Source organism: Cohaesibacter sp. ES.047 (assembly GCF_900215505.1).
Lineage (GTDB): Bacteria > Pseudomonadota > Alphaproteobacteria > Rhizobiales > Cohaesibacteraceae > Cohaesibacter.
Genome location: NZ_LT907844.1, coordinates 4744617 through 4764245 on the forward strand (window position 1 = coordinate 4744617; position 19629 = coordinate 4764245).

Annotated in this window: 35 protein-coding genes and 1 tRNA gene; 15 read left to right on the forward strand and 21 right to left on the reverse strand. The window is 55.7% G+C overall.

Going from position 1 to position 19629, the window contains the following annotated elements:
• Nucleotides 1-92: 92 nt before the first annotated feature.
• Together CPH65_RS21920 and CPH65_RS21925 are read left to right on the forward strand one after the other, a co-directional pair.
• Nucleotides 93-362 (forward strand): hypothetical protein, encoded by a 270-nt coding sequence (locus CPH65_RS21920; RefSeq protein ID WP_096175826.1) that lies wholly within the window; start codon nucleotides 93-95, stop codon nucleotides 360-362.
• Complete coding sequence (locus CPH65_RS21925) at nucleotides 362-892, forward strand: hypothetical protein (RefSeq protein WP_096175828.1); 531 nt, start codon at nucleotides 362-364, stop codon at nucleotides 890-892. The genes CPH65_RS21920 and CPH65_RS21925 overlap by 1 nt, the downstream gene beginning before the upstream one ends.
• 68 nt (nucleotides 893-960) lie before the next feature.
• On the opposite strand, the gene CPH65_RS21930 is transcribed toward CPH65_RS21925, so the two are convergent.
• From CPH65_RS21930 to CPH65_RS22000, 15 genes are all read right to left on the reverse strand, one after another.
• Complete coding sequence (locus CPH65_RS21930) at nucleotides 961-1188, reverse strand: hypothetical protein (RefSeq protein WP_096175830.1); 228 nt, start codon at nucleotides 1186-1188, stop codon at nucleotides 961-963.
• A complete protein-coding gene (locus CPH65_RS21935; protein ID WP_096175832.1) occupies nucleotides 1181-1438 on the reverse strand; it encodes a hypothetical protein in 258 nt (85 codons plus the stop codon). Before CPH65_RS21935 ends, CPH65_RS21930 begins: the two co-directional genes overlap by 8 nt.
• A complete protein-coding gene (locus tag CPH65_RS21940) occupies nucleotides 1435-1770 on the reverse strand; it encodes a hypothetical protein (protein WP_096175835.1) in 336 nt (111 codons plus the stop codon). Before CPH65_RS21940 ends, CPH65_RS21935 begins: the two co-directional genes overlap by 4 nt.
• Entirely contained in the window at nucleotides 1767-2069 is a 303-nt protein-coding gene (locus tag CPH65_RS21945; RefSeq protein WP_096175837.1) for a hypothetical protein, read from the reverse strand. The genes CPH65_RS21940 and CPH65_RS21945 overlap by 4 nt, the downstream gene beginning before the upstream one ends.
• Nucleotides 2066-2584 (reverse strand): HNH endonuclease signature motif containing protein, encoded by a 519-nt coding sequence (locus CPH65_RS24860; protein ID WP_096175840.1) that lies wholly within the window; start codon nucleotides 2582-2584, stop codon nucleotides 2066-2068. The genes CPH65_RS21945 and CPH65_RS24860 overlap by 4 nt, the downstream gene beginning before the upstream one ends.
• Entirely contained in the window at nucleotides 2571-3500 is a 930-nt protein-coding gene (locus tag CPH65_RS21955; RefSeq protein WP_096175843.1) for a DUF5131 family protein, read from the reverse strand. The genes CPH65_RS24860 and CPH65_RS21955 overlap by 14 nt, the downstream gene beginning before the upstream one ends.
• A complete protein-coding gene (locus CPH65_RS21960) occupies nucleotides 3500-4060 on the reverse strand; it encodes a phosphohydrolase (RefSeq protein WP_157747850.1) in 561 nt (186 codons plus the stop codon). The genes CPH65_RS21955 and CPH65_RS21960 overlap by 1 nt, the downstream gene beginning before the upstream one ends.
• A gap of 73 nt (nucleotides 4061-4133) precedes the next feature.
• Nucleotides 4134-4886 (reverse strand): site-specific DNA-methyltransferase, encoded by a 753-nt coding sequence (locus tag CPH65_RS21965; protein ID WP_096175847.1) that lies wholly within the window; start codon nucleotides 4884-4886, stop codon nucleotides 4134-4136.
• Nucleotides 4883-5230 carry a hypothetical protein gene (locus CPH65_RS21970; protein ID WP_197703900.1) on the reverse strand — a complete coding sequence of 116 codons (348 nt, stop codon included), beginning with the start codon at nucleotides 5228-5230 and terminating at the stop codon, nucleotides 4883-4885. The genes CPH65_RS21965 and CPH65_RS21970 overlap by 4 nt, the downstream gene beginning before the upstream one ends.
• Nucleotides 5227-6735 (reverse strand): DNA cytosine methyltransferase, encoded by a 1509-nt coding sequence (locus tag CPH65_RS21975; RefSeq protein ID WP_096175849.1) that lies wholly within the window; start codon nucleotides 6733-6735, stop codon nucleotides 5227-5229. Before CPH65_RS21975 ends, CPH65_RS21970 begins: the two co-directional genes overlap by 4 nt.
• Nucleotides 6735-6953 carry a hypothetical protein gene (locus CPH65_RS21980; RefSeq protein ID WP_096175852.1) on the reverse strand — a complete coding sequence of 73 codons (219 nt, stop codon included), beginning with the start codon at nucleotides 6951-6953 and terminating at the stop codon, nucleotides 6735-6737. Before CPH65_RS21980 ends, CPH65_RS21975 begins: the two co-directional genes overlap by 1 nt.
• Nucleotides 6954-7055: 102 nt before the next feature.
• Nucleotides 7056-7733, reverse strand: a complete 678-nt coding sequence (locus tag CPH65_RS21985) for a hypothetical protein (protein WP_096175854.1) — start codon at nucleotides 7731-7733, stop codon at nucleotides 7056-7058.
• A complete protein-coding gene (locus tag CPH65_RS21990) occupies nucleotides 7733-8212 on the reverse strand; it encodes a phage regulatory CII family protein (RefSeq protein ID WP_096175855.1) in 480 nt (159 codons plus the stop codon). The genes CPH65_RS21985 and CPH65_RS21990 overlap by 1 nt, the downstream gene beginning before the upstream one ends.
• The gene (locus CPH65_RS21995; protein WP_096175857.1) at nucleotides 8209-8568 is read right to left on the reverse strand and encodes a hypothetical protein; all 360 of its coding nucleotides are present in this window, start codon (nucleotides 8566-8568) and stop codon (nucleotides 8209-8211) included. Before CPH65_RS21995 ends, CPH65_RS21990 begins: the two co-directional genes overlap by 4 nt.
• A complete protein-coding gene (locus CPH65_RS22000) occupies nucleotides 8558-8833 on the reverse strand; it encodes a helix-turn-helix transcriptional regulator (RefSeq protein WP_096175859.1) in 276 nt (91 codons plus the stop codon). The genes CPH65_RS21995 and CPH65_RS22000 overlap by 11 nt, the downstream gene beginning before the upstream one ends.
• 99 nt (nucleotides 8834-8932) lie before the next feature.
• Here CPH65_RS22000 and CPH65_RS22005 point away from each other — a divergent pair, with 99 nt between their 5' ends.
• On the forward strand, nucleotides 8933-9712 hold the full coding sequence (locus CPH65_RS22005) for a S24 family peptidase (RefSeq protein WP_096175860.1): 780 nt from the start codon (nucleotides 8933-8935) through the stop codon (nucleotides 9710-9712).
• An 84-nt stretch (nucleotides 9713-9796) separates the two neighbouring features.
• Here the strand turns inward: CPH65_RS22005 and CPH65_RS22010 are convergent, their stop codons facing one another.
• Together CPH65_RS22010 and CPH65_RS22015 are read right to left on the reverse strand one after the other, a co-directional pair.
• Nucleotides 9797-10087, reverse strand: coding sequence for a hypothetical protein (locus CPH65_RS22010; RefSeq protein WP_157747851.1), 291 nt, complete (start codon nucleotides 10085-10087; stop codon nucleotides 9797-9799).
• A 42-nt stretch (nucleotides 10088-10129) separates the two neighbouring features.
• Nucleotides 10130-10468 carry a hypothetical protein gene (locus tag CPH65_RS22015; RefSeq protein ID WP_157747852.1) on the reverse strand — a complete coding sequence of 113 codons (339 nt, stop codon included), beginning with the start codon at nucleotides 10466-10468 and terminating at the stop codon, nucleotides 10130-10132.
• A 211-nt stretch (nucleotides 10469-10679) separates the two neighbouring features.
• Between CPH65_RS22015 and CPH65_RS22020 the strand changes: the two genes are divergently transcribed.
• The 4 genes from CPH65_RS22020 (at nucleotide 10680) to CPH65_RS22035 (ending at nucleotide 12017) form a co-directional block, all read left to right on the forward strand.
• Nucleotides 10680-11183, forward strand: coding sequence for a hypothetical protein (locus CPH65_RS22020; protein ID WP_157747853.1), 504 nt, complete (start codon nucleotides 10680-10682; stop codon nucleotides 11181-11183).
• Between the two features lie 12 nt (nucleotides 11184-11195).
• On the forward strand, nucleotides 11196-11381 hold the full coding sequence (locus tag CPH65_RS22025) for a hypothetical protein (protein ID WP_096175864.1): 186 nt from the start codon (nucleotides 11196-11198) through the stop codon (nucleotides 11379-11381).
• Nucleotides 11382-11460: 79 nt separating this feature from the next.
• On the forward strand, nucleotides 11461-11658 hold the full coding sequence (locus tag CPH65_RS22030; RefSeq protein WP_244574480.1) for a hypothetical protein: 198 nt from the start codon (nucleotides 11461-11463) through the stop codon (nucleotides 11656-11658).
• Entirely contained in the window at nucleotides 11655-12017 is a 363-nt protein-coding gene (locus tag CPH65_RS22035) for a hypothetical protein (RefSeq protein WP_096175866.1), read from the forward strand. Before CPH65_RS22030 ends, CPH65_RS22035 begins: the two co-directional genes overlap by 4 nt.
• A gap of 1 nt (nucleotide 12018) precedes the next feature.
• Here CPH65_RS22035 and CPH65_RS24770 read toward each other — a convergent pair whose 3' ends face one another.
• Nucleotides 12019-12270 carry a hypothetical protein gene (locus tag CPH65_RS24770; RefSeq protein WP_244574481.1) on the reverse strand — a complete coding sequence of 84 codons (252 nt, stop codon included), beginning with the start codon at nucleotides 12268-12270 and terminating at the stop codon, nucleotides 12019-12021.
• Here CPH65_RS24770 and CPH65_RS22040 point away from each other — a divergent pair.
• From CPH65_RS22040 to CPH65_RS22070, 7 genes are all read left to right on the forward strand, one after another.
• Nucleotides 12262-13044: a DUF2303 family protein gene (locus CPH65_RS22040; RefSeq protein ID WP_244574482.1), complete on the forward strand. Its 783-nt coding sequence runs from the start codon at nucleotides 12262-12264 to the stop codon at nucleotides 13042-13044. The genes CPH65_RS24770 and CPH65_RS22040 overlap by 9 nt on opposite strands.
• Nucleotides 13045-13091: 47 nt before the next feature.
• The gene (locus CPH65_RS24050; RefSeq protein ID WP_157747854.1) at nucleotides 13092-13376 is read left to right on the forward strand and encodes a hypothetical protein; all 285 of its coding nucleotides are present in this window, start codon (nucleotides 13092-13094) and stop codon (nucleotides 13374-13376) included.
• Nucleotides 13373-13948 (forward strand): hypothetical protein, encoded by a 576-nt coding sequence (locus CPH65_RS22050; protein ID WP_096175869.1) that lies wholly within the window; start codon nucleotides 13373-13375, stop codon nucleotides 13946-13948. Before CPH65_RS24050 ends, CPH65_RS22050 begins: the two co-directional genes overlap by 4 nt.
• A gap of 9 nt (nucleotides 13949-13957) precedes the next feature.
• Nucleotides 13958-14401 carry a single-stranded DNA-binding protein gene (gene ssb, locus CPH65_RS22055; protein ID WP_096175870.1) on the forward strand — a complete coding sequence of 148 codons (444 nt, stop codon included), beginning with the start codon at nucleotides 13958-13960 and terminating at the stop codon, nucleotides 14399-14401.
• 9 nt (nucleotides 14402-14410) lie between these two features.
• Nucleotides 14411-14647 (forward strand): AlpA family transcriptional regulator, encoded by a 237-nt coding sequence (locus CPH65_RS22060; RefSeq protein ID WP_157747855.1) that lies wholly within the window; start codon nucleotides 14411-14413, stop codon nucleotides 14645-14647.
• The gene (locus CPH65_RS22065) at nucleotides 14634-15767 is read left to right on the forward strand and encodes a tyrosine-type recombinase/integrase (RefSeq protein WP_157747856.1); all 1134 of its coding nucleotides are present in this window, start codon (nucleotides 14634-14636) and stop codon (nucleotides 15765-15767) included. The genes CPH65_RS22060 and CPH65_RS22065 overlap by 14 nt, the downstream gene beginning before the upstream one ends.
• A gap of 46 nt (nucleotides 15768-15813) precedes the next feature.
• Nucleotides 15814-15889: transfer RNA gene (locus CPH65_RS22070), tRNA-Thr, on the forward strand.
• Nucleotides 15890-16008: 119 nt separating this feature from the next.
• On the opposite strand, the gene CPH65_RS22075 is transcribed toward CPH65_RS22070, so the two are convergent.
• Nucleotides 16009-17094: a hybrid-cluster NAD(P)-dependent oxidoreductase gene (locus CPH65_RS22075; protein ID WP_096175872.1), complete on the reverse strand. Its 1086-nt coding sequence runs from the start codon at nucleotides 17092-17094 to the stop codon at nucleotides 16009-16011.
• A 4-nt stretch (nucleotides 17095-17098) separates the two neighbouring features.
• Nucleotides 17099-18334 (reverse strand): aromatic ring-hydroxylating dioxygenase subunit alpha, encoded by a 1236-nt coding sequence (locus CPH65_RS22080; protein WP_096175873.1) that lies wholly within the window; start codon nucleotides 18332-18334, stop codon nucleotides 17099-17101.
• Between the two features lie 159 nt (nucleotides 18335-18493).
• Here CPH65_RS22080 and CPH65_RS22085 point away from each other — a divergent pair, with 159 nt between their 5' ends.
• A complete protein-coding gene (locus tag CPH65_RS22085) occupies nucleotides 18494-19399 on the forward strand; it encodes a LysR substrate-binding domain-containing protein (protein ID WP_096175874.1) in 906 nt (301 codons plus the stop codon).
• 25 nt (nucleotides 19400-19424) lie between these two features.
• On the opposite strand, the gene CPH65_RS24055 is transcribed toward CPH65_RS22085, so the two are convergent.
• Nucleotides 19425-19571: a hypothetical protein gene (locus CPH65_RS24055; RefSeq protein ID WP_157747857.1), complete on the reverse strand. Its 147-nt coding sequence runs from the start codon at nucleotides 19569-19571 to the stop codon at nucleotides 19425-19427.
• Nucleotides 19572-19629: the final 58 nt, after the last annotated feature.

Below are 19629 nucleotides of genomic sequence, written 5' to 3' on the forward strand. Positions count from 1 at the left end.
CAATTGCGCCATATATTGTATTGCGGGTACCCGTTTTGGTTGATATGACCAAATGAACTATTTGGAAATTGCCAAAGACGGATAGCGCAACAATGCCCCAAGCGGATGCCACCAGCGCGTTGGAACTCTCCAGCGATCTGACTGAACTGATTAAGGTGGCAGGCTTTGCAGGCGTGTGTATTCTCGTTTTACTATGGAGACTTCCTAACATCATCAAAGAGGTTTTTGCAGGCTTAAATCGAAAACGCGAAATCTCAAATGCAAATGACCTGAATAACAAACGCCTCGATGCCGCGATTGCGAACAGACGAAACGAGGACTTGTTCAAACCCGAAACCGACGAAGTAGAAGGAGGCAGCTGATGACAATACTGAATATCATTTTGAGCATTCTCGTTGCCGTTTCTTTTGCCATTTCTTGGTTTGTCACGACCAAAAGAAGGCATTACGAGGAATTCGCTCGCGCATCTGAAAAATTCTTTAAAAGTGCAACTTTGTTGGTAGAAGATCCTGATACGCCGGACTTTATTGTCGATCTGATCCTGAACATACGGAAATATGTCAACAGACAGGATGCTGCAAAGTTGTTCTACGAGGCACTCCAAATGATCGAGAACGACAAGACAAATGAAGATCCATCTATGCCAGAATTCACTGCGGCACTTCTTCGTCTTAAACAAAACCCCGAGTTGGCTGAAGCTTTTGTCGATGCCTCGTCCTCTGGACTGATGGCTATTTCTTATCGAAACATGTATTACGGATGGCGCCTGCGTAAAAACGTTTTCCGCTTCATGAGAGCACGAAAAGAAATTGCACCAACTGTCGCGGCTTCCATCCGCTCCAAGTTGCCCAGGAATCACACGCCCTTGCCGGACGGTCCTTGCCCCGTCTAGAACGCGGCTGAAAAAGCAAACATGAAAGCTCCGATTTATCGGGGCTTTTTTTGCGATCGTGCAGGCCATCAGATCAACCTCCCTTGCGCTTGCTTTTCGTCTTGTTTTTGCGGTACCGGAACCCGCTCAAGGATCATCCGACCCGCCGCGAGATGGTCAGCGCAAAACCACAGACCCCGGCCAATGCCGAACGATCCCCACCTGTCGCAGCCCTTGGCCCGGCACCAGTGATCAACAAACGGCACCCCAGCCTTGCGCCGCGGCTGTTTGGCTGGATCGAGGGTGAGATCAGTCATAATCAATCCAATCATCGTAAGGGTCGACGTTTGGCGGGTCGGCGTAGATGGCCGCCTCAATCGCCTCACATTCGGCGGTGGTCAGGGTCACCCCCCCGTCATTACCAAAGGCCGCGATAATCTCCACTTCGGCGTCATCGCCGGGCATCCAGCACCCGCCCGCGAAATAGTCGCCGGAGCCTTCCTTGTAGTCATACTCGACCGTGATCTCGGCCCCTTCCGGACGCTTGTGTTCATGAAAATAGGTCATGGCGCGGAACTTCCCTCACCACGAAAGACCTCTTTCAGCTTCGCATTTTCGATGTCGTAATAAGGCACGGCAGCGTGTGAAGGATTGGGCGCAGCAAGCGGGCCAATGTAGATCATTCCAATCTCGAACCGCCAAAGGCTCTGACCACCGCACACACCGCAGGTCAGAACGTCCAGAAACGGATCGCGTCCCCATTGATTAAAACTCCATCCGCTTTGTGATTGTGCGCACTGGCGGCACCAAGGGCACGATTGGATCCCGCCGTATCTTTTTCTAAGGTTGTCAAGGATCTTCCTGCCTGACCATTCGTTCAGCATCTCAATGAGAGTCATGCGTCACGCCCTCCCAGAGTTGCCATTTCGCTGTACTGCCAATCAGGCTTCGAAATAAGCTTGTTGATTTCCTGATCTCTCAACTGATCAAGATCACGCTTCATCTGTTTCCTAATCCGACCATCAGGAACGGCAGCGAGTCTTTCAGCCATCAGAGCAACGAGCGCGGTCATCGCAGCGTTTGAAATTGGAGTTTCGAACGTATCCGTGGCGGCATAGAGAGCGTCACGCATGGCCGTGAAATAGGCTTGCGCCTGTGCTTCGTATTCTTTTTTCACTTCAGGAGAGATCGGCTTCATGACTGCACCTCGCTCTCGTTGCCCGCTGTGCCCGCTTTCGCCATTTGCTGCCCAATTGGCTTTCGCTCATTGAGCGGCGGGGCTTCGCCCCTTGCTTGTACTTGCGCTGGCGGCGGCCGCGTTGCGGACTTGTCTGGCTTTTGCCGCCATTCCTGCCCATCGAGCAGGTGACCGGCGCGTTTTTTGCCGACGACCCGGCCCGTTTTAGGACAGCGACCTTTTTCAATATTGTGTATCCGGTTGTGCTCGGCGCGGGTCATCAGTTGAAGGTTCTCCAGCCGATTGTCAGTTTTGTCTTCGTTGATGTGGTGCAGAACCTCACCCTTGGCTGGTCGTTCATTCCCAGCGGATACCCATACAACTATATGCTCGTAAGCCCATCCGTTCGGATCCGCCAAAGGGTGACATTTTCCAACACGCACCTTTACATGACCTGTTGAACCGACACGGCTTCCCGGTTTCCAGCGATGCTGTTTCGACGCCTTTGTATGGTTTTTGTGCTTACCGCGGGGCATTAGGAAACTCCCTAATCATTAGATCATCAGGTATTGGTTCAAAGGGTTTTCGCTTTCCACCCATTTGCTTCATGAAAAATGGGACGTCAGCCGCAACGCACTGATCCCGAATGGACCGCGCCCAATCGGGATGCATCGGGCGGGCGCCTGCGCCGCTCTCACCGCCGCAGATGACCCAATCGACGGTTGCGCCGTTCCATTCGTCATCTTGTTGATTGACGTCCACAGGAGGTAAACAGCTATAGACATGAGTGCCATCAAGGCGCGTCAATTCGCTGAGATCCACCGGCCCCAGCAGAGGCTCACACGAAACAAACCGCTTGGCAGCTGGTGTTCCGAGCAAATGAGGTATTCTTTCGTCTGCCCTCGGCTGATCCTCGATCGACACCCCAAGCCAGACGTTGGGAAGAGGCCAGCAGAAAAGATCAACGGCGGGTGTATTCCAGCTCCCCGTTGCAGCCATCAGAGCCGCATAATCCATCGCTGGATGGTGCCCGTTTGGATTTTTCCGAAGGCTATAATCCCGCATCCGTTCCGGGTGTTTGGTAAGAACCTGAAACGTATGCTGGGGGCACAGGGCCATCACAGCGAAAATCCGATCAATCACATTCTCGGGCACGTTGGGATGGAACAGATCCGATGTGGAGTTGACGAAGATCATGCGCGGCTTTTTCCAGCGCAGGGGCTGCATGAGCTTGTCTTCGCCAGCCACCCCGATCTTGCCCGTCCAGACATATTTGCCCTTGGCGGTCTTCTCGACCGTGCCGTGATAATGTGGCGTTTTCGGATTGGCCGCCAGGCGCGGCGCGACCGATGTCATCGCATAACAATTCTTGCAGCCCGGTGATGCAACCGAACAACCCGCAATCGGATTCCACGTCGCCTCGGTCCATTCGATTTTGGAATTCTCAGCCATCACGCACCGCCCCAATAGCTCTGAAACGCTTTCATAAATTCAAGACCCGCGCGCGCTGGTGGCCATGGTTCAATCATGATTCCAAGCGGTGGTTCTGGCAGTGTCCATGGCATCGGGGGAGAAGCCATAAGTTGCGCCATCTCGTCAGCAAGAATAGCGTTGTCAACGCGCTTCACTTCTGCCGGCATCTCTTCCGTATCGAGGCCGAACGCCTGAGTGATGCTCGTCATCACTTGGTTCTCGGCCGCCTTGTAACCTCCAAGGAACGGCTTCAGCGGGCGCGGGACGTCGACCACATAAGCCTCTGAGGCGTCATGCAAGAGACCCCAGAGCTTGAGGTGATCGGGTAGCTGCCGCGAAACCAAGACGCTGTGCTGGGCGACGGAATAGAATGTTAGGCAGTGCCCGCAGAAACGGCACATGTTCGAAAGCGCGTGGGCGATATCCTCGATGCAGACATCTTCCGGCCTTGGATCGATCGGCCAAAACACGCGCCCGGATGCGGTCTGCATCCAATCGCCTTTTCTTGTATTTTTAGATTTCTCAAGTTGATCAGTCATGCGTCTTGCTCCCTTTTGTCGCTCTCACTGGTCGTCATGACGACCAGTTGGCACTGTCGATAGGCGTCGGGCCCTAGCTGTCTTGCAGACCTTCCAGATAAAGTTGCTCATCGGCGGCCTTGCTGGCACCGATGAAGGACGCCTGCCCCCCCAATGTCTGAAATTCTCTTTGAGCTTTGGCGATGCGCGCTTCCGCCACGTCGAACCACTTTTGCTCGATCTCGATGCCGATGAACTGGCGGCCGAGCTTGGCGGCGGCGACACCTGTGCTGCCCGATCCCATGAACGGATCGAACACCACCGCGCCCTCTTCGCAGGAGTTGCGGATATAGCGCTGCAGCAGCGGCCAAGGCTTTTCGGTTGGATGGTTCGTCTCGTCTGGCCACGGCATTTCAACCAGCGCCATAGAGCCGGGCTGGTTGATGGTGAAAGCCTTCCCCTTGCCGAGAAACAGAACGAACTCAGCCGGTTTCATGTACCAACGGTTCGGCATTGCCGAACGCTTGTTCCAGATCAGTAGATTGTGGAACCGGAAGCCCGCGCGGCTGGCCGCGTTCAGCGCATCGCATAGGTTCTTATCGTTGCAAAACACATAGGCATGAGCGCGCGGAGCGAGGGACTGGAAACAGAGATCCATAATCTCATCCCAGCTGATATCGCAGACAACCGGCTGACCCTTGTTGTCATACTCCTTGAGCCATCCGCCACGCGGCGCATCTGGATGCGGCGAGCGCCCGCCCTGCGTCAGCTTGTAGGGCACGTCCGAGACAATCAAATCAGCATCGCGGACGGTGATGTCGCGCGCATCGGCGAGGTGGAGGGTCATGCTGCACCGCCAAGCTCTGGTAGAGCGCCAGTCTCTGCAAAGTGCTGCAGATGAGGCAACAGCGCTTTGACCTGATCTTGTGTCAGATGCATGCGACTGAGGATGACGACTTGACCATCAGGAGCCGCAACCTGCGCCGGGTTATCAACGCCAAACCACACGCACGGCTCTTCAGCGCACGAGCTCTCCTGCAGGCTGCAACTTTGGCCATATTTGTCTACGAAGCCAGAGAGCACGAATCCGCGCGCCGTGTTTTTCGTGGAAAGGACATCGCTCTCGTCATTTGCTGCACAATTGATTGGCGCTTGCTTCGACGGCGCCCGCTTCGCGGTCTTGTCTGTCATGCCGCACACTCCCCTTGTACCGGGATCTCGCCCCGGTTGGCCCGCACCAGCGCCTCGGCCACTGGCGGGCAGACGCTGTTACCGCATTTCTCGATCTGGGTTGTTTTGCTCAAGCGCTTGCCGTTGTGATCGACATCGATCTTGTAATCATCAGGGAAGCCTTGCGCGCGATAGAGCTCGCGCGGGGTAAGCATCCGCATGCCGATATCGGCGATCACATAGGGCTCGCCGCCGATCTCGACGGTGACGAGGCCAAAGCGATCATTAGTGGTGATGGTGTGCAGTGGCTCGTTGGCCGATTGACCGACACCAGCTCCGTAATATTTGATCAGGAAGGCCCGCACCTCGGCAGCGTGGCCGCCGCCTGCCGTGATGGTCGAAACAGGCCGGTAAAGGCTACTCATGCGGCGAGTTGAGCCATGCATGGACATGAGGTGCGAGCAGACCAATTGTGTCTGCGTGCCGCGCGTGGTGATCGTCGCGACAGGCTGATCGGCAGGCCGACCGATGACGCCGAGATTATGCTGCGCGCCATCGGCCACCACCGTATGCATCGGCTCATAGGCCGCGGTGTGAGGCTTGCCTGAGTTTCGCATGGTCATCAGATGTGGAACGACGAGCGCCTTCTCGCCACGGTGCGCTCCGGTCACTGTGCTGATGGGCCGGTTGATCGGTTCGTGCCTGCCGCCATGGGTCAGTGTCAGAATGAACGGCGCTTTTGCATCGATCACATAGCGCTGGATGCCGGCAGCAATCCGCTTCAGCGTGTTCTCGGCCAGCGGACGCTTGATGCCGAGCTTTCGGCCCTCTTCCTTGCTGAGAAAAATCGAATGGCAGGGCTGCGACCAGTCGATCACATCATTGCCCGCAGTGCGCCATGGCTTCAGTTTACCGGCGATCACATCAGCGCTATCAGGCGCGCCGTGGCTGGGCGCAGGCCAGCGGATCTTTTTGCCATCGCGGCGCATGACGATAAACAGCCGCTTACGGATGGTCGGTGTGCCATAGTCGCAGGCGCGCAGAACCTTCCATTCCAGCTTATAGCCCAGCTTCTCAAGCGCGGACTTCCAGAAGTCGAAATCTTCCCACGTGAGGAATTCCTCAACATTTTCCATGAAGATGCGTTTGGGGCGGCTGCGCCCGAGCTTCTGGCAAAATTCCACGATCACCCATGCCAGACCGCGCACGCGCTTGCTGGTCGGTTTGCCGCCGCGCGCACGGCTGAAATGGGTGCAATCCGGGCTGGCCCAGAGGTCATTCACCGGGCGGCCTTGCGTGTAGGATCGAATATCCAGCGCCCACACGTCAGAGGGCAAATGCAGCGTGTCCGGGTGATTGGCCGCATGCATGGCCAGCGCCAGCGGGCAATGGTTGATGGCTATCTCAGGCGACTTGCCTGTTGCCAGCTCAATGCCTGTTGACGCCCCGCCACCACCGGCAAAGGAATCGATGAAGCCAATTGGTGGAAGGCCGGGGCCGGACTCGGTCTGGAATAGATCAAGCATCACTCTGCCCCCTCGCCGCGCTGCAGAGCCTCAACAGCGGCTCCGATTTTTTCATGCAGCTCGATCAGCTCGCTCGGCGAGACCGTGCTAAAGCGCGGATCGGGGATTTGGAACGGACCGCACACGCGAAAATGGACTTGCCCGGAGGCAGGATCGCGCAGCGGCGAGACCGAAATGGGTGGCTTGAATGACGTGGAAAAATTGTGGTGACGCTTCATTGAACGGCCTCCATCACAAGCAAAATTCGTTGACGCTCTCGCCATTTGCTCCGCAATTGGCTTGCGCTAGCGACGACTTCGGCCGCCATGCAGCCTTGTCTGTTACGCCGCATGGTGTGCCTCCTGAACGATGTGCCGGCCTGACACGCGCTTCTGTCGCTGGAGATGCGCCTGCGCCGCGCGGCGGACGGTCTTTTTGTCGACGCCCAGGGCCTCGACCACATCAGCCTGCGAAAAACCTTCCTCGTGCACCAACCGCCCGAGGAACAACCGAAACAGATGCTTGTGGTGCGACCGCTCACCATGATAGATCGCCAGCGGTGTTTCCTCCTCGTCATGCGCCAGCGCGCAGAGACAGGTGAGATAGGCAGAGGGAAGCTCCGGCAAGGGCGGATCAATGGGACAGTCCCGCGCGCCGCCATAGCTGCTGATCATGACCAGAGCATTCGGCGCGGTCGCCTGAATGATCGCGGCGATTGCGCCGCCCGTCATGCCCCAGCGGTTGGCCAGGTGCCATGCCACTGCACCGCGCGCCGGTCGCGCCTCTTTCGATCTGTGAAAGCCATTGACATCGACGCCTTCCGCATCGCAAGCCCACGTGATCAAGGCCTGAATGTTTTCCTCCAAACAAACAAACCAATCCGGCAGCATCGGACGAGGCTTGGGGCCATAGCCGCAGATTGCCGCTATATCAGCAGCCGCAAGGTGATAATCCGCCGCAATGCGCTTGAGGCTGTTGCCGTGCCGGAAATGCCGCTGCCTGATTCGTTCCTTGTCCATCACGCGCCCTCCTCGATTTGTTTGACCCGCTGTTTCATGCCAACCAGCACCTGCAGCGCGTCGTCGATCTCCTTGCGCAGGCGGTGCGCGCGGCATTCGTCTGGCGTAATCTCACCGTCATCGGCCAGACATTCGCCAATGTGGTGCGTGACTTCGCCCACTTCCTTGAACATCGCAGCCAGCTGCTGGTTGATGTCGCCGTCCCAGCGCCCGTCGGGCAGCTTGACCACCTCGAAGCCCAGCGCCTGCACCAGCGCCCGGCTGACCACCGGCTCGCCGATGTCCTTTTCCAGATCGGCGATCACATCAGCGGGCATCCAGTCGCGCCCGTCCGGCGCGCCATAGCGCCCGATGTGGGCTTGGCTGACCCGCGAAAGGTCGGCGGCGCATTCGATGCCGCCGCATGTCTTGATCAAGGCGCGGCACCGATGCCGCAGGCGCAGGTAAAAGTCGGCGGCATATTGGCGGGCCTCGGTCATGAGAAATTTCTCCCGTCTTTCTCGGTGACAGGCAGTGGGCAGTCTTGAGAGACTGCCCGGCAGGAAAGCAATCCAGAAATCAGGAGGCGAGAAAGATGACAAAAGACAAGGCGCGAAAGCGCCGACGTCGACGGCCAGTACGAGCAAGGGGCGAAGCCCCGCCGCTCATTGTGCGAAAGCCAATTGCGCAGCAAATGGCGAAAGCGCCCACAGCGGGCAACAAGAGCGTCCATGCGCAGCAAATGACGAAAGCGGGCAAGACTGCCCTCCCCGAGAATCCGACTGAGGTCAGAGCGAAGGCGCGCGAAATCGGTGAGATGCTCGCACGGGAGCATGAGGCGCGGGTCAGGCAGCATCACCGGCCTCCTGATTGCGGAAATATGCCTGAAACGACTGGAACGTGATTGCCCCGCAGCTCAAATGTTCAACAGCGTTAATCATCTCCGCTGGAGGCCATCTGTCGTCTTTGAGTATCCGCGAGATTGTTGAGGCGGCGCAACCGAGTGCATCTGCAGCTTCGATCTGCTTCCACTTTTTCAAGTCCATAAAGACCTGTAGAGGGTGCCCACTGTCGCACATTTTGCTCTCCGAAATTTGCATTGCAATTTCCATAAAGAGCATTTGCGCACATTAATTGCAATATTGCAAGAATGCAAAAAGGCTTTTTTGTGCATAATCGCAATCGACAGCAATAAAGTAAGGTCACAAAGGCAAGACGCCATGAGCAACCTGACTAGAAGAAAACTCGAATTGGCGATGAGAATAACCGGCTTGAAGGCGTCCCCTCTCGGACCCTTTGCCGGAGTTGCGGCAAGCACCTTTTCCCGCTACCTGGCCGGGTCGGCCGATTCCGAAATCAAGCAGAGCACAATGGAGAAGCTTGAGGAGGCCATGCGCACTCATATCCAGTCCGGCAAAGCCTCACCTGAGCAGATTACCCTTTATCAGGAGGAGTATTTGCCCTTGGTGCCGGGCAGCAAGATGCCGGATATCGCAGGCCCAGAGCAAGAAGTCGCCTATGCGGCCAGCATTCCGCCCCGCCCACTTGAGAGCTTTCATTCAGGGCCCATGGATATCGAGGTGCGCGGCACGGCCATGGGTGGCCTGATCGGTGCGATGCAAATCACCTCGGAAACAGTTGAGTTCGTGCGCCGCCCGCCCAGCTTGATGACCGCAAAGAATGCCTTTGCCATCTATGTGCGAGGCGACTCTATGGTGCCCCAGCACAACCCCGGCGAATTGCGCTTTGTTCATCCTGACCGGCCCGCAGCACCAGGAGACAGCGTGATCATCGAGACCTACAATCCGGCCACGAAAGAAAAAGAAGCCTTTATCAAGATATTTCAGCGCCGGGACGGCAATCGGATCATCTGCAAACAACACAACCCGGAGGCCACCATCGAATATATTATCCCCGATGGCCCCGCTCCTGAGAAAACCGACAAATATGCCGTCAACGTCTGGAAAGTGCTAACAATGAATGAGCTTCTAGGATATTAGACACGAAGAGCACATCCACTAGAGATAACAACCATAAAAGCCCGCTCACGCGGGCTTTGTCGTTTCATCTTTGAACAAAAATGATTATTGCACCGTCTCTTCAACAATCGTTTTTCTTCCCCGAGACACCAGCGCCAGGACTCCCGTTATCACTGATCCAATGGCCCATAGAATCAGCACCATGCCGATCCCTACCGCTGAACCGATAGCATGGCCTGCCTCCTCTGCCGCCCCTACCGGTTTCAACTCGCTCAAAGCATCCGCCCCTGCGACAAGCCACAGCAGCATGATCAAATTAAACACAATGAAAAGGGTCAAAAATACCCAACCGAAAAAACCCCTCTTTCTCACTTCTTTTCTGATTATTGTCGTCACGGCAACCTCCCAAATTATCCGCCATTGCGGCGATTAATAAACCTAAAACTCAAAATCTGGCGTACTTTTTGCCGCCTCTATTTCCATATCAATGCAAGACTGCAACAACTGATACGACCCCCTACCTCCAAAAGTCGCCACTTGATTGCAATGCCGTTTGGCAGATTGCGGGTAGTCCTCCCATCCGGCCTTCAAACCATTATAGGCGCTCTGCTCGATCTTCAGGCATGATTTATCCAACATCGCTGAATACTCCCCACCGAACGACGCAACCTCTTTGCAGTGCCCTTTAGGGTCATAGCGGGGTAATCCTTGCGCAGACGCATTGCCCACGACCGAAAGCACAAGCGCGATAGCCGCAAGGCTAATCAGTTTTTTCACGTTAATCCTCCACAAGTTCTTGAGCCACCCGCACGCCACAGCTGAGTGCTCATACCAGTCAAGACCACCGTGGGTAGAATTTCAAACAAAAAATTGAACGTCAAAACAACAGTTTACAACAAACTTAACCATTGTTTGCATTTTTGCACTTTTCAAAATAGCTTTTTTGCGCAATTATGCTATTGCATTTTTGCAATTTGAGGCTTTACCCATGACCACTCTTAACCACCCAGCCATGCCCCGACAAGCAAGAACCATCACCGAACAGACCGGGTGGAAACGCCCACATCCAAAAGCGCTTTGCCAAGACTTTGATGTCCGCACGCAGATCCATGAGTATGACTTCGATAGTTCGGACATGAACTTTCAGGCCTATTGCCGGTCTCGCGGACTGGCTTGCCGCTTTGGAAAACTGGGCAGTGAACGGCGCGCCTTTATGGACGACCACGCTGGCACCAAAGACCAGTTTATGCGGCTGGAATGCGTAAATTTCGCAGAAGAACAACCCGACGGCAGTCGGCACAAATATTCCGACAAGCATAAAGAAACCTTCTGGACCATCCACCTTTCAAACAAAGGTGCGCTGCAAGACGCTTGGGAACTCTACCAGAGCGAACTTCGCAGCAAAGACAAAGTTATCGTGACGCGCCCCAAATTGGGGCAGCAAGCCTTTGACTTTGCCCCCGCCTCTAGCCAGCAGTTTTCACTTTTGTAGCAGGAGCCACCCATGACCGCACTTTACCTCCCTGCCAGACCGGACTGGCCGCACCGCCAGCGCATCGCGATCGAGCAGATGCGCGACAAGGCCTCCCAACCGGTCTCGCAAGTCCTGCGCTACATCGCCGAGACTGTCGCCATCGCCGCCAGCACCGCCGCCATCACCCTTTCCCTACTTTTGATTTTTGGATCCTGACGTCGGCGGCCATCGCCGCCGACGTCAGCTTACAACCCCAACCCGCGCAGAGGCAGCTATGTGCAATTGCATTGAAACAGTGAATGAACAACTTGCCGAGAGAAACACAGTTCTCTCACAAGCATTTTTTTTCAGAGAAAACCCAAATCCGGGCCTGATGCTCGAAACCAAACGCATTGAAATTGTCCGCGGCAAGCCAAAGGCAATTTCAGTGTTTCCGAGCTATTGCCCGTTCTGTGGTGAAAAATATCCAAAGAAAGAGGAGCAGGCATCATGACCAACGAACCACCGATCCTGCGCCAATTCGGCCAATTCATGCAGAGCCTTGAGGATGGACAATTCCATCAAGACTGCTCGGACACCTTGACCGAAATCCGCGAAAAACTGACCGACTACATGCTCGATCACGGCGGCGAGCCATCGGCCACGCTGACCATCAAGTTCAAGCTGAAGATGGAAAAGGGCACCCTGTCGGTCCGGCCATCGCTCGACAAGTCACTGCCCAAGGCCCCGCGTGGCACGTCGATGCTTTATGTCACCGAGAAGGGGCTGACCCCTCTCAATCCCAAACAGATGGACATGTTCCGCGGCAAACCAAAAGAGGTGCCCGATTCCAGCGACGTGAAGACCATCTAATTCAACCCCTTATCGAACAGGCGACATCATGAGCGATCTCACCAAAGAAGCAATCGACCGCATCTCCGAGCTGGCTGGCCAAAATCACGCCCCGGAAATTTTGCAAATCCCTCACAAAGGAAGCAATGAACAGCTCACTTATTTGTTCACGCGCAATAAGCAGGGCGGAACAGACTGTGTCCAACTCAACGATGAGCTGGAAAGGTTTGACGAGCACCCCCGAGCGATCAAAACGACCGCCAGCATGGACCATCTCGATAGCTTGATCGACTATGTCAACCGCTTCAAGAATGAAGAAAGTGCCCTGTTCGGCGAGCGCACCGACAACAACGAGATTTTGAAAATCTCGGCGGTGATCGACTATCACGACCGCGTCAACCTCCTCGATGAGCCAGATGTGGTTCGTGCGGCAGACAGCGTCTATCCGCAACATTGCCAACATCGTGTCACACACCGCTTCCCTCTGTCTGACGAAATCAAGGCTTGGAGCGTCATCGCGGCAAACCCTCTTGAACTTCTCGAATTTGCCCTGTTCCTCGAAGACAACATTCTCGATGTCCTACCCCTCCCCGGCTTCCTGGCCAACAAAGACGAAAAGCCGGAAACAGAGTCCGACAAACGGCTCGCCGAGCTAATGCACAAGCTCGATGGCAATCCGTGCGGGCCGCAGAAGCTTATGGAACTCAGCAAGGGCCTGCAGATCAACGAGGACACCAAGGCCAAGGTGATCATCGACCGGAACACGGGCGAGCAAGCCATCGGTTTTGAAACCGAACACGAGGACGCCGAAGGCAACAAGCTGTCAGTGCCTAATATGTTCCTGATCGCCATCCCGATCTTTGAAGGGGGCGAGCCCTATCGCATCCCCGTCCGACTCCGCTATCGCAAAAAAGGCGGATCGCTCGCGTGGCTGATCGAGCCATACCAGCTCGACCGCTATGTCAAGCACGCCTTTGCCGAGGCCTGCGAAGTCGCAGCTCAGCAAACCGCCTTGCCGCTCTTCTTTGGTCGGCCAGAGAGCAAGTGATCTGTGGGCGGCATTGCCGCCCCAGCAACCAGCGGGAGGAGCGCATCATGACAACCCAGACAGTCACATTTCCGGTATCACTTGGCGAGCGCGTTTATAGCAATCGCCTCAGAAAGGCCGGCACGGTGGTCGCCCTGTCGGTCGCTGAAGGCGGCGCACCAAAGGCGCGGATTGAATATCTCAATCGGGATGACGCCCCGCAGCTTGCGTGGATGCTGTGTAGCACGCTGAGCGAGCCAGGCCGACCGACCGCTCAAAACGCGCCACACGGCCACCCCAACCCGCACTCCGGCCCGCATTCTGGGCCAGTCCAGAAGGAGCCCGCGCCATGAACCCGATCATCACGCTCGCCACAGGCGAAAGCTGGCCCCTTGGCTATGACCTGTCCGCGATCGACTTTCGCACGCTCGGCCGCCATCTGGCAGCGCGGGCTTGGATGTATGGCATGATGCATCCGGCCTATTCCTACGCCGATCACCTGCTCGACCTCGCCGCAAAGGCCCCCAAGGCGCTGCGGCTCGAAGCCCTGTTGCTCCATGCGCACATGGCCATAGCCGAAGGCCCGGTCCTGCTGGTCACCAACGATCCGACCACCGATCCCCATGGCGAGGCACAAACCAAGGTCTTGCGCGCGCCCTTCCCGCCCGTCGTTCACAATTCCCTCTTGCTTGGCATCCGTCAGGCAGCGGAGCTTGACGCCGTCATGTCCGAAGCGATCAAGCAGCACTTATGGGATCTGGAAGACACCTTGATCAAAACCGAGATGCGCGACCTCAAGCACAATCGCGGCATCCCTCGCAAAGGTCAGCTTCACCCTCGCACGCCCGAAGCCGCCGCCGCCGAATGGGCCGACCAGGTCGAACAAAGAATCCCGCGCATCATGGTTTTGCGCGAAGTCGGATAGGAGAGAGTTATGGCAGGATCCGTCAACAAGGTCATTCTCGTGGGCAACTTGGGCGCAAACCCGGACATCCGCACCACCCAAGAGGGCCGCAAGATCGCCAATCTGTCCGTTGCGACCAGCGAAAGTTGGAAGGACAAGCAGACAGGCGAGAAACGTGAGCGCACCGAATGGCACCGGGTGGTGATCTTCTCCGATGGCATCGCCAGCGTGGTTGAACGCTTCTGCAAGAAAGGCTCGAAGGTCTATCTCGAGGGGCAACTGATGACCCGAAAGTGGACTGACAACAATGGCATCGATCGCTACATCACCGAGATCGTCTTGCAGGGCTTTAGCTGCAAACTGACCTTGCTCGACAAATCCGGCAATGGCGGCCCGCCATCAGCCGAACCCGGCGCCTATGGCGACATGCCGCCCGGCCCCGATGATTATGATCCGGACTATGCAGGACTGTAGGAGGCCATCATGACGCCGCGCCTGCTCACAAAACAAACCGCCGCTGCTTATTGCGGCATCAGTCCGGTCACCTTTGATGCTTGGATCAGGGATGGACTATTGCCACCGCCGATCACTGGCCACCGCCGCTATGACAGACGCGCAATAGACCTCGCACTTGATAAACTGAGCAATCTAGACTCTACTGAAGATCAGTCACAAAGCGCGTATGAGCGCCGCAGGAAACGTAAACATGGTCAAGGCTGATCTCACCGGCATCCACCGTTACAAGAAAACGCTAAGTGGCGGCTTGGTGCGATACTACTATAAAGTATCACGAGAAAAGGGCGCTCCTGTCTTTTGGACGCGCGACCACGCGCCAGAGCCAGAGCCAGTATCAAAAGCTTTTATTGCCGCCTACCATGACAAGCGGGCAGACTGGTTTGTCAACCCGATCGCAGAAAGTGATACCATCGCTCACTTGATCCGCCGCGTACGCATAACACCAGAATTCCAAAAGCTAGCTAGGGCAACCCGCGCCTATTACGAAGAAGCCTTCCCCCACATTTTGGAGGAATTCGGAGAGGATGAAATTGCCGCCTTCGAGGATAAGGCGATGCGCAAGGATGTAAAGGACTGGCGTAACAATTGGCGCGCCACGCCCCGACAGGCCGACAAGATGCTCGGCTCTTTGATCTACATTCTCAACTTTGCAATAGATGAAGGCGAAATAACCCAGCATGTCATCAGTAAGATCAAGCGCCTGCACAAGTCCGACCGCTCCTATATTATCTGGGAGAAGGAAGACATCGAGGCATTCAAATCAGACGCGCCGAACCATCTAAAATGGGTCATCGATCTGGCGACCATGACAGGGCTGCGCCGTGAGGATCTTGTCACGATCCCCGCCAACGCCGATAAAGACAGCCACCTGGAATGGCGCACCCACAAGAGCGGCCGCCGCCTAACCATCATTGTCCCGATCATCGGCGAGCTGCGCACGCTCCTTAATGACATAGCCGACCACAAGGGCAGGCAGAAGATCAAGAGCACCACCCTGCTCTGCAACAGCCGCGGCAAACCATGGACAGGGATGGGGCTATCAGCCAGCTTCCGAAAACAGGCGAGCAAACACGGCATAGAAAAGACCATGCATGACATGCGCGGCACAGCCGTCACGCATTTCAAATTGGCCGGCCTGGAAGACGATGAAATTGCCGATATCGTCGGATGGAAAAAAGCGGATGTGGAAAAGATAATTAAGCTTTACATCGACAAAGAAACTGTCCTAAGAGCTATCATCCATAGGGTCGAAAAAGAACGTCAAACGAACAAAAACTGTAAACCGGCTGTAAACCGGCGCATTAGCATCATAAAAGATGAATAGCGCACCTCAGTCAGCTCTTTGATTTTGTTTCGTTTTTTGACAGAAAGCCGGTATAGCTCAGTTGGTAGAGCACCTGATTTGTAATCAGGGGGTCGCGGGTTCAAATCCTGCTGCCGGCACCACTCCTCCTTAAAATCTCTCGATTAAGCCGCCCCGCATCACAGCACGGGATTTTCTGGCATTGACGCAGCCATGCGGCCATCGTGGACCAATCAAACGGAAAACCGGCGTTCAACTCGCCTTACATATCAACCGAGACCTTGCCTCGTGGGTAGGAGCAACAAGCCAGAATATAGCCTTCTTCGATTTCGTCCTCAGTGATCCCGCCACTGTGAACCATCTGAACATCACCGGACAGCTTGCGGATCTTGCAGGTACCGCAGACCCCGAACGTGCATCCGGAGGGAATCGCAACGCCAGCACCGCGTGCGGCGATCAGAACCGTCTCTGTCTCGGCGCAGGTCTGCTTGACGCCAGAGACATCAAACAGGATTTCAGCCAACTCGTCTTCCTGCGGCAGGCTGTCATCATCAGAGGCATCGTAAGGCGTGCTCTCTCCGATCCCTTCTGGCGGATGGAAGCTTTCTTGATGATAATGATCCATGTCGAAGCCCAGCACCGACAGCGCCTCGCGTACGGCCTGCATGAAGGGCTCTGGCCCGCAGCAGAAGACCTCACGCTCCAGATAGTCCGGCGCGACCAGCCCCAGCATCAGCTGATTGAACCGCCCCTGAAAGCCGGTCCATGGCTTAAAGGGATCCCGCTCATCGACCACCCATTTGATGTCGATGCCTTCAACGCGAGAGGCGATATGCTCAAGCCGCTCACGAAAGATGATCTCGGAAGGACGCCGGGCGCAATTAACCAGAACGACGTCACAGGGCCGCCCGATATCATAGATCTCTGCCGTCATGGACATCATCGGCGTGATGCCTGACCCGGCTGAAATGAAGAGATACTTGCTCGCCGGATGCTCCGTGGTGGTGAACACACCGCTCGGCCCAATAGCCTTGAGCATCATGCCGGGCTTGAGATTATCGATCAGCCAGCGACTGCCGATCGATCCGGGCTGGGCCTTGATCGTGATGGTCAGGGACAGGGGGCGAGAGGGCGACGAGGAAATCGTATAGGTGCGATAGAGTGGGCCGCCGAGCACGGGCAATTCAAGGGTGACGAACTGCCCCGCATCAAAGCCAAACGGCCGCCCGGACGGCGACTGAAAGCAGATGGTGACCACGTCTTTGGTTTCAGGCAGCACCGAAACGCATTCGAGCGGCTCGTCGTCGGTCCAGCTGTTGCGGATGGCAGAATTCGCCTTCAAGATCATTCCATTACTCCGCTGCAATCGAAGCCGGAGACAGGGCTGCTCGCATTCTGCCCAGATACCAATCGACAAACTGCATCACGCCGTCTTCTGCCTTGGCCGAATAGGGACCGGGTTCATAGACGGGCGAGTTGATTCCCTGCTGATTGTTCTCGACAACCTCCCGGTCCTCTTCGTTGGTTTTGGTCCAGACGCGTTTGAGGTTTTCGAGATCATAATCAACCCCTTCCACCGCATCCTTGTGAACGAGCCAGCTTGTGGTCACGGCGGATTCCATCGGACCGATGGGGGTCACGCGGAAGGTGATGGAGTGATCGGACAAGAAATGGTTCCAGGTGGTCGGATAGTTGAACAGAAGAAGCGCACCAGCATCCAGATAAGGGATCTGCCCGAGCCGTCTGCGCACCGCGATCTTGCCGCTCACGGTATAGCTTTCAGCCCCCTCCAGAAGCGGCATCCGCGCGACGCGAAACTGCCCGTCATCGGCCATTTTGAACCGGGATGGAACTCCAGCCGCCTCCATACGGCTGAAGTGATTTTCAACGATATCGGGAAACACTCCATCCTCAGTCACGCCTGTTACGGCAGGGTCCTCAGGATAGGTGCGGCACAGATCGGGGTGATTACCGGCGCAATGATAGCATTCGCGGTTGTTCTCCCAGACAAGCTTCCAGTTGCCGCCCTCAATGATGGTGGAACTGTGTGCCACCTTGGCGTTGGCCAGATCATGCTTGGCAAGATAGGGCCCGGCTGTTTCGGCAAATTCATCAAAATCCGGCGCAAGACTCGCAAGACAAATATAAACGAGACCGGCGACCTCACGGCAATGAACAGGTTTCAAGCCGTGTTGGCTCGGATCAAAATCCTCGCCCATGTCCCGCGCCCAGAGCAACTTGCCATTCAGATCATAGGTCCATTGATGATAGGGACAGGTCAGGTTTGCCACACGGCCCTGAAACCCTGAGCAAATGATCGATCCACGATGCCGACAGCTGTTGTGAAACGCGACGATTTCACCATCCTGCCGACGCAGAACAATCACATCATAGGCGCCGACCTTCATCCGCTCATAGCTTCCCGTTTTCTCAAGCGCACAGGAGGGAAGCGCGAACAGCCAGTCTTTGTAAAAGATCGTCTCGAGATCGGACTGGTATACTTGCGGCGAAGTATAAAAGGCCTGAGAGAGCGAGTATCCGGGCCGATGCTGAGATAGCAATTCCGAAATAAAAGCCGTGTCATTCATGAAGCTATTCCCATGCAGCCAAGGTGATCAGACTGTAGTCAGTTTAAATCAAGCCATTTGTAGATCGTTCTTGACAAGATCGAAAATTCTAAAGTTAAATTAGGCCAGCTAATGTTATAATGATTTCTGACAGATTCAGATCCCACAGGAGACTCATTCGTGCCCAGCTCCTACGACCTCCCCTCGCTTGGCGATCTCGCCTGTTTTGAAGCGGCAGCCCGCCACCTCAGCTTCAAGGAGGCGGCTTCCGAACTGAATGTCACTCCAGCGGCCGTCAGCCACCGGATCAAGGCACTGGAGTTTGAATTGACCCAACCACTGTTTTTGCGGCGTTATCGGGGCGTTGAACTCACGGAAGCGGGAACTCTGCTGTTTGTCGCACTTCAGCGCGGCTTCACCACGATTTCGGAGTGCGTTTCGCGCATTCGCAACAGTCAGGATGAGACCGGCGTCGCCATCGCTTCAACGTCAGCTGTCAGTGGGCTGTGGTTGACGCAATTTTTGGCGCTGTTCCTAGAGAATAATCCTGATATTTCAGTATCCCAGATCGTTCAGGACAGCGGCACACCGCCGGGACCTGATCTGAGCATTGTCTATGGCGATCCGAATGAAGAGCATGATGAAACCCGTCATCTCTTTCGCGGCAGGATCGTGGCACTTGGCACCCGCAAATTTTTGGAAAACCATAAAATCACGAATGTTCTGGATCTGCTGAGCGTGCCCCTCATTCACACGCAGACAAGCAACAGCACCCGGACGGAATGGGCCGAATGGTTCGACGCCTTCGGCGCAACACTCCCCGGAGGCCCGCGCTACTCCCTCAACAATTATCTCATCTCGCTCCAAGCTGCAGAGAATCACATCGGTGCCGTTCTGGGCTGGGAAAGCCTGCTGACCGAATATATGAAAAACGACAGGCTGATCCAGCTCGTGCCAGAGTCGATCGAATCCCCCTACCCTTTCTACCTTCGCATCCACAGTGGCGCATCGGAGAATGCGCGCCTGTTTGCCGACTGGCTCGTTGAAAGGCTCGTGCCTGATCAGGCCCGAGCTACCCCGTCATGAGCGGCCCCCATCAATTAAGATCACCTCAACTTAACGCATGAGTGATCATTCCTTGATCAGGTCCCGTCACGCCCAAGCCTCCCGTTTCTCTTCCAATTTTATCTACACCGAAGAAAAGTGCATAGTTCTTGTGCAAGTAGAAATCAGGAAAGAACAGAATCAAAGCAGCCATTATTGTCACTCCACAGCGAACAGATCCGGCTTATTCCTTCGGGCTTGTAAAATTACAA

Excerpts from the sequence above, each read along its gene's own strand:
- CPH65_RS21975 (WP_096175849.1), bottom strand. The coding sequence starts at position 6,735 with ATGCTTGATCTATTCCAGACCGAGTCCGGCCCCGGCCTTCCACCAATT.
- CPH65_RS21980 (WP_096175852.1), bottom strand. The coding sequence starts at position 6,953 with ATGAAGCGTCACCACAATTTTTCCACGTCATTCAAGCCACCCATTTCG.
- CPH65_RS21955 (WP_096175843.1), bottom strand. The coding sequence starts at position 3,500 with ATGGCTGAGAATTCCAAAATCGAATGGACCGAGGCGACGTGGAATCCG.
- CPH65_RS21945 (WP_096175837.1), bottom strand. The coding sequence starts at position 2,069 with ATGAAGCCGATCTCTCCTGAAGTGAAAAAAGAATACGAAGCACAGGCG.
- CPH65_RS21930 (WP_096175830.1), bottom strand. The coding sequence starts at position 1,188 with ATGACTGATCTCACCCTCGATCCAGCCAAACAGCCGCGGCGCAAGGCT.
- CPH65_RS21960 (WP_157747850.1), bottom strand. The coding sequence starts at position 4,060 with ATGACTGATCAACTTGAGAAATCTAAAAATACAAGAAAAGGCGATTGG.
- ssb (WP_096175870.1), top strand. The coding sequence starts at position 13,958 with ATGGCAGGATCCGTCAACAAGGTCATTCTCGTGGGCAACTTGGGCGCA.
- CPH65_RS22025 (WP_096175864.1), top strand. The coding sequence starts at position 11,196 with ATGACCGCACTTTACCTCCCTGCCAGACCGGACTGGCCGCACCGCCAG.
- CPH65_RS21920 (WP_096175826.1), top strand. The coding sequence starts at position 93 with ATGCCCCAAGCGGATGCCACCAGCGCGTTGGAACTCTCCAGCGATCTG.
- CPH65_RS21995 (WP_096175857.1), bottom strand. The coding sequence starts at position 8,568 with ATGCTGCCTGACCCGCGCCTCATGCTCCCGTGCGAGCATCTCACCGAT.
- CPH65_RS24770 (WP_244574481.1), bottom strand. The coding sequence starts at position 12,270 with ATGGTCCATGCTGGCGGTCGTTTTGATCGCTCGGGGGTGCTCGTCAAA.
- CPH65_RS22040 (WP_244574482.1), top strand. The coding sequence starts at position 12,262 with ATGGACCATCTCGATAGCTTGATCGACTATGTCAACCGCTTCAAGAAT.
- CPH65_RS21990 (WP_096175855.1), bottom strand. The coding sequence starts at position 8,212 with ATGACCGAGGCCCGCCAATATGCCGCCGACTTTTACCTGCGCCTGCGG.
- CPH65_RS22065 (WP_157747856.1), top strand. The coding sequence starts at position 14,634 with ATGGTCAAGGCTGATCTCACCGGCATCCACCGTTACAAGAAAACGCTA.
- CPH65_RS21985 (WP_096175854.1), bottom strand. The coding sequence starts at position 7,733 with ATGGACAAGGAACGAATCAGGCAGCGGCATTTCCGGCACGGCAACAGC.
- CPH65_RS22050 (WP_096175869.1), top strand. The coding sequence starts at position 13,373 with ATGAACCCGATCATCACGCTCGCCACAGGCGAAAGCTGGCCCCTTGGC.
- CPH65_RS22080 (WP_096175873.1), bottom strand. The coding sequence starts at position 18,334 with ATGAATGACACGGCTTTTATTTCGGAATTGCTATCTCAGCATCGGCCC.
- CPH65_RS21965 (WP_096175847.1), bottom strand. The coding sequence starts at position 4,886 with ATGACCCTCCACCTCGCCGATGCGCGCGACATCACCGTCCGCGATGCT.
- CPH65_RS21940 (WP_096175835.1), bottom strand. The coding sequence starts at position 1,770 with ATGACTCTCATTGAGATGCTGAACGAATGGTCAGGCAGGAAGATCCTT.
- CPH65_RS24050 (WP_157747854.1), top strand. The coding sequence starts at position 13,092 with ATGACAACCCAGACAGTCACATTTCCGGTATCACTTGGCGAGCGCGTT.
- CPH65_RS22060 (WP_157747855.1), top strand. The coding sequence starts at position 14,411 with ATGACGCCGCGCCTGCTCACAAAACAAACCGCCGCTGCTTATTGCGGC.
- CPH65_RS22000 (WP_096175859.1), bottom strand. The coding sequence starts at position 8,833 with ATGCTCTTTATGGAAATTGCAATGCAAATTTCGGAGAGCAAAATGTGC.
- CPH65_RS24860 (WP_096175840.1), bottom strand. The coding sequence starts at position 2,584 with ATGCCCCGCGGTAAGCACAAAAACCATACAAAGGCGTCGAAACAGCAT.
- CPH65_RS22035 (WP_096175866.1), top strand. The coding sequence starts at position 11,655 with ATGACCAACGAACCACCGATCCTGCGCCAATTCGGCCAATTCATGCAG.
- CPH65_RS22075 (WP_096175872.1), bottom strand. The coding sequence starts at position 17,094 with ATGATCTTGAAGGCGAATTCTGCCATCCGCAACAGCTGGACCGACGAC.
- CPH65_RS22020 (WP_157747853.1), top strand. The coding sequence starts at position 10,680 with ATGACCACTCTTAACCACCCAGCCATGCCCCGACAAGCAAGAACCATC.
- CPH65_RS22005 (WP_096175860.1), top strand. The coding sequence starts at position 8,933 with ATGAGCAACCTGACTAGAAGAAAACTCGAATTGGCGATGAGAATAACC.
- CPH65_RS21935 (WP_096175832.1), bottom strand. The coding sequence starts at position 1,438 with ATGACCTATTTTCATGAACACAAGCGTCCGGAAGGGGCCGAGATCACG.
- CPH65_RS24055 (WP_157747857.1), bottom strand. The coding sequence starts at position 19,571 with ATGGCTGCTTTGATTCTGTTCTTTCCTGATTTCTACTTGCACAAGAAC.
- CPH65_RS21925 (WP_096175828.1), top strand. The coding sequence starts at position 362 with ATGACAATACTGAATATCATTTTGAGCATTCTCGTTGCCGTTTCTTTT.
- CPH65_RS21970 (WP_197703900.1), bottom strand. The coding sequence starts at position 5,230 with ATGACAGACAAGACCGCGAAGCGGGCGCCGTCGAAGCAAGCGCCAATC.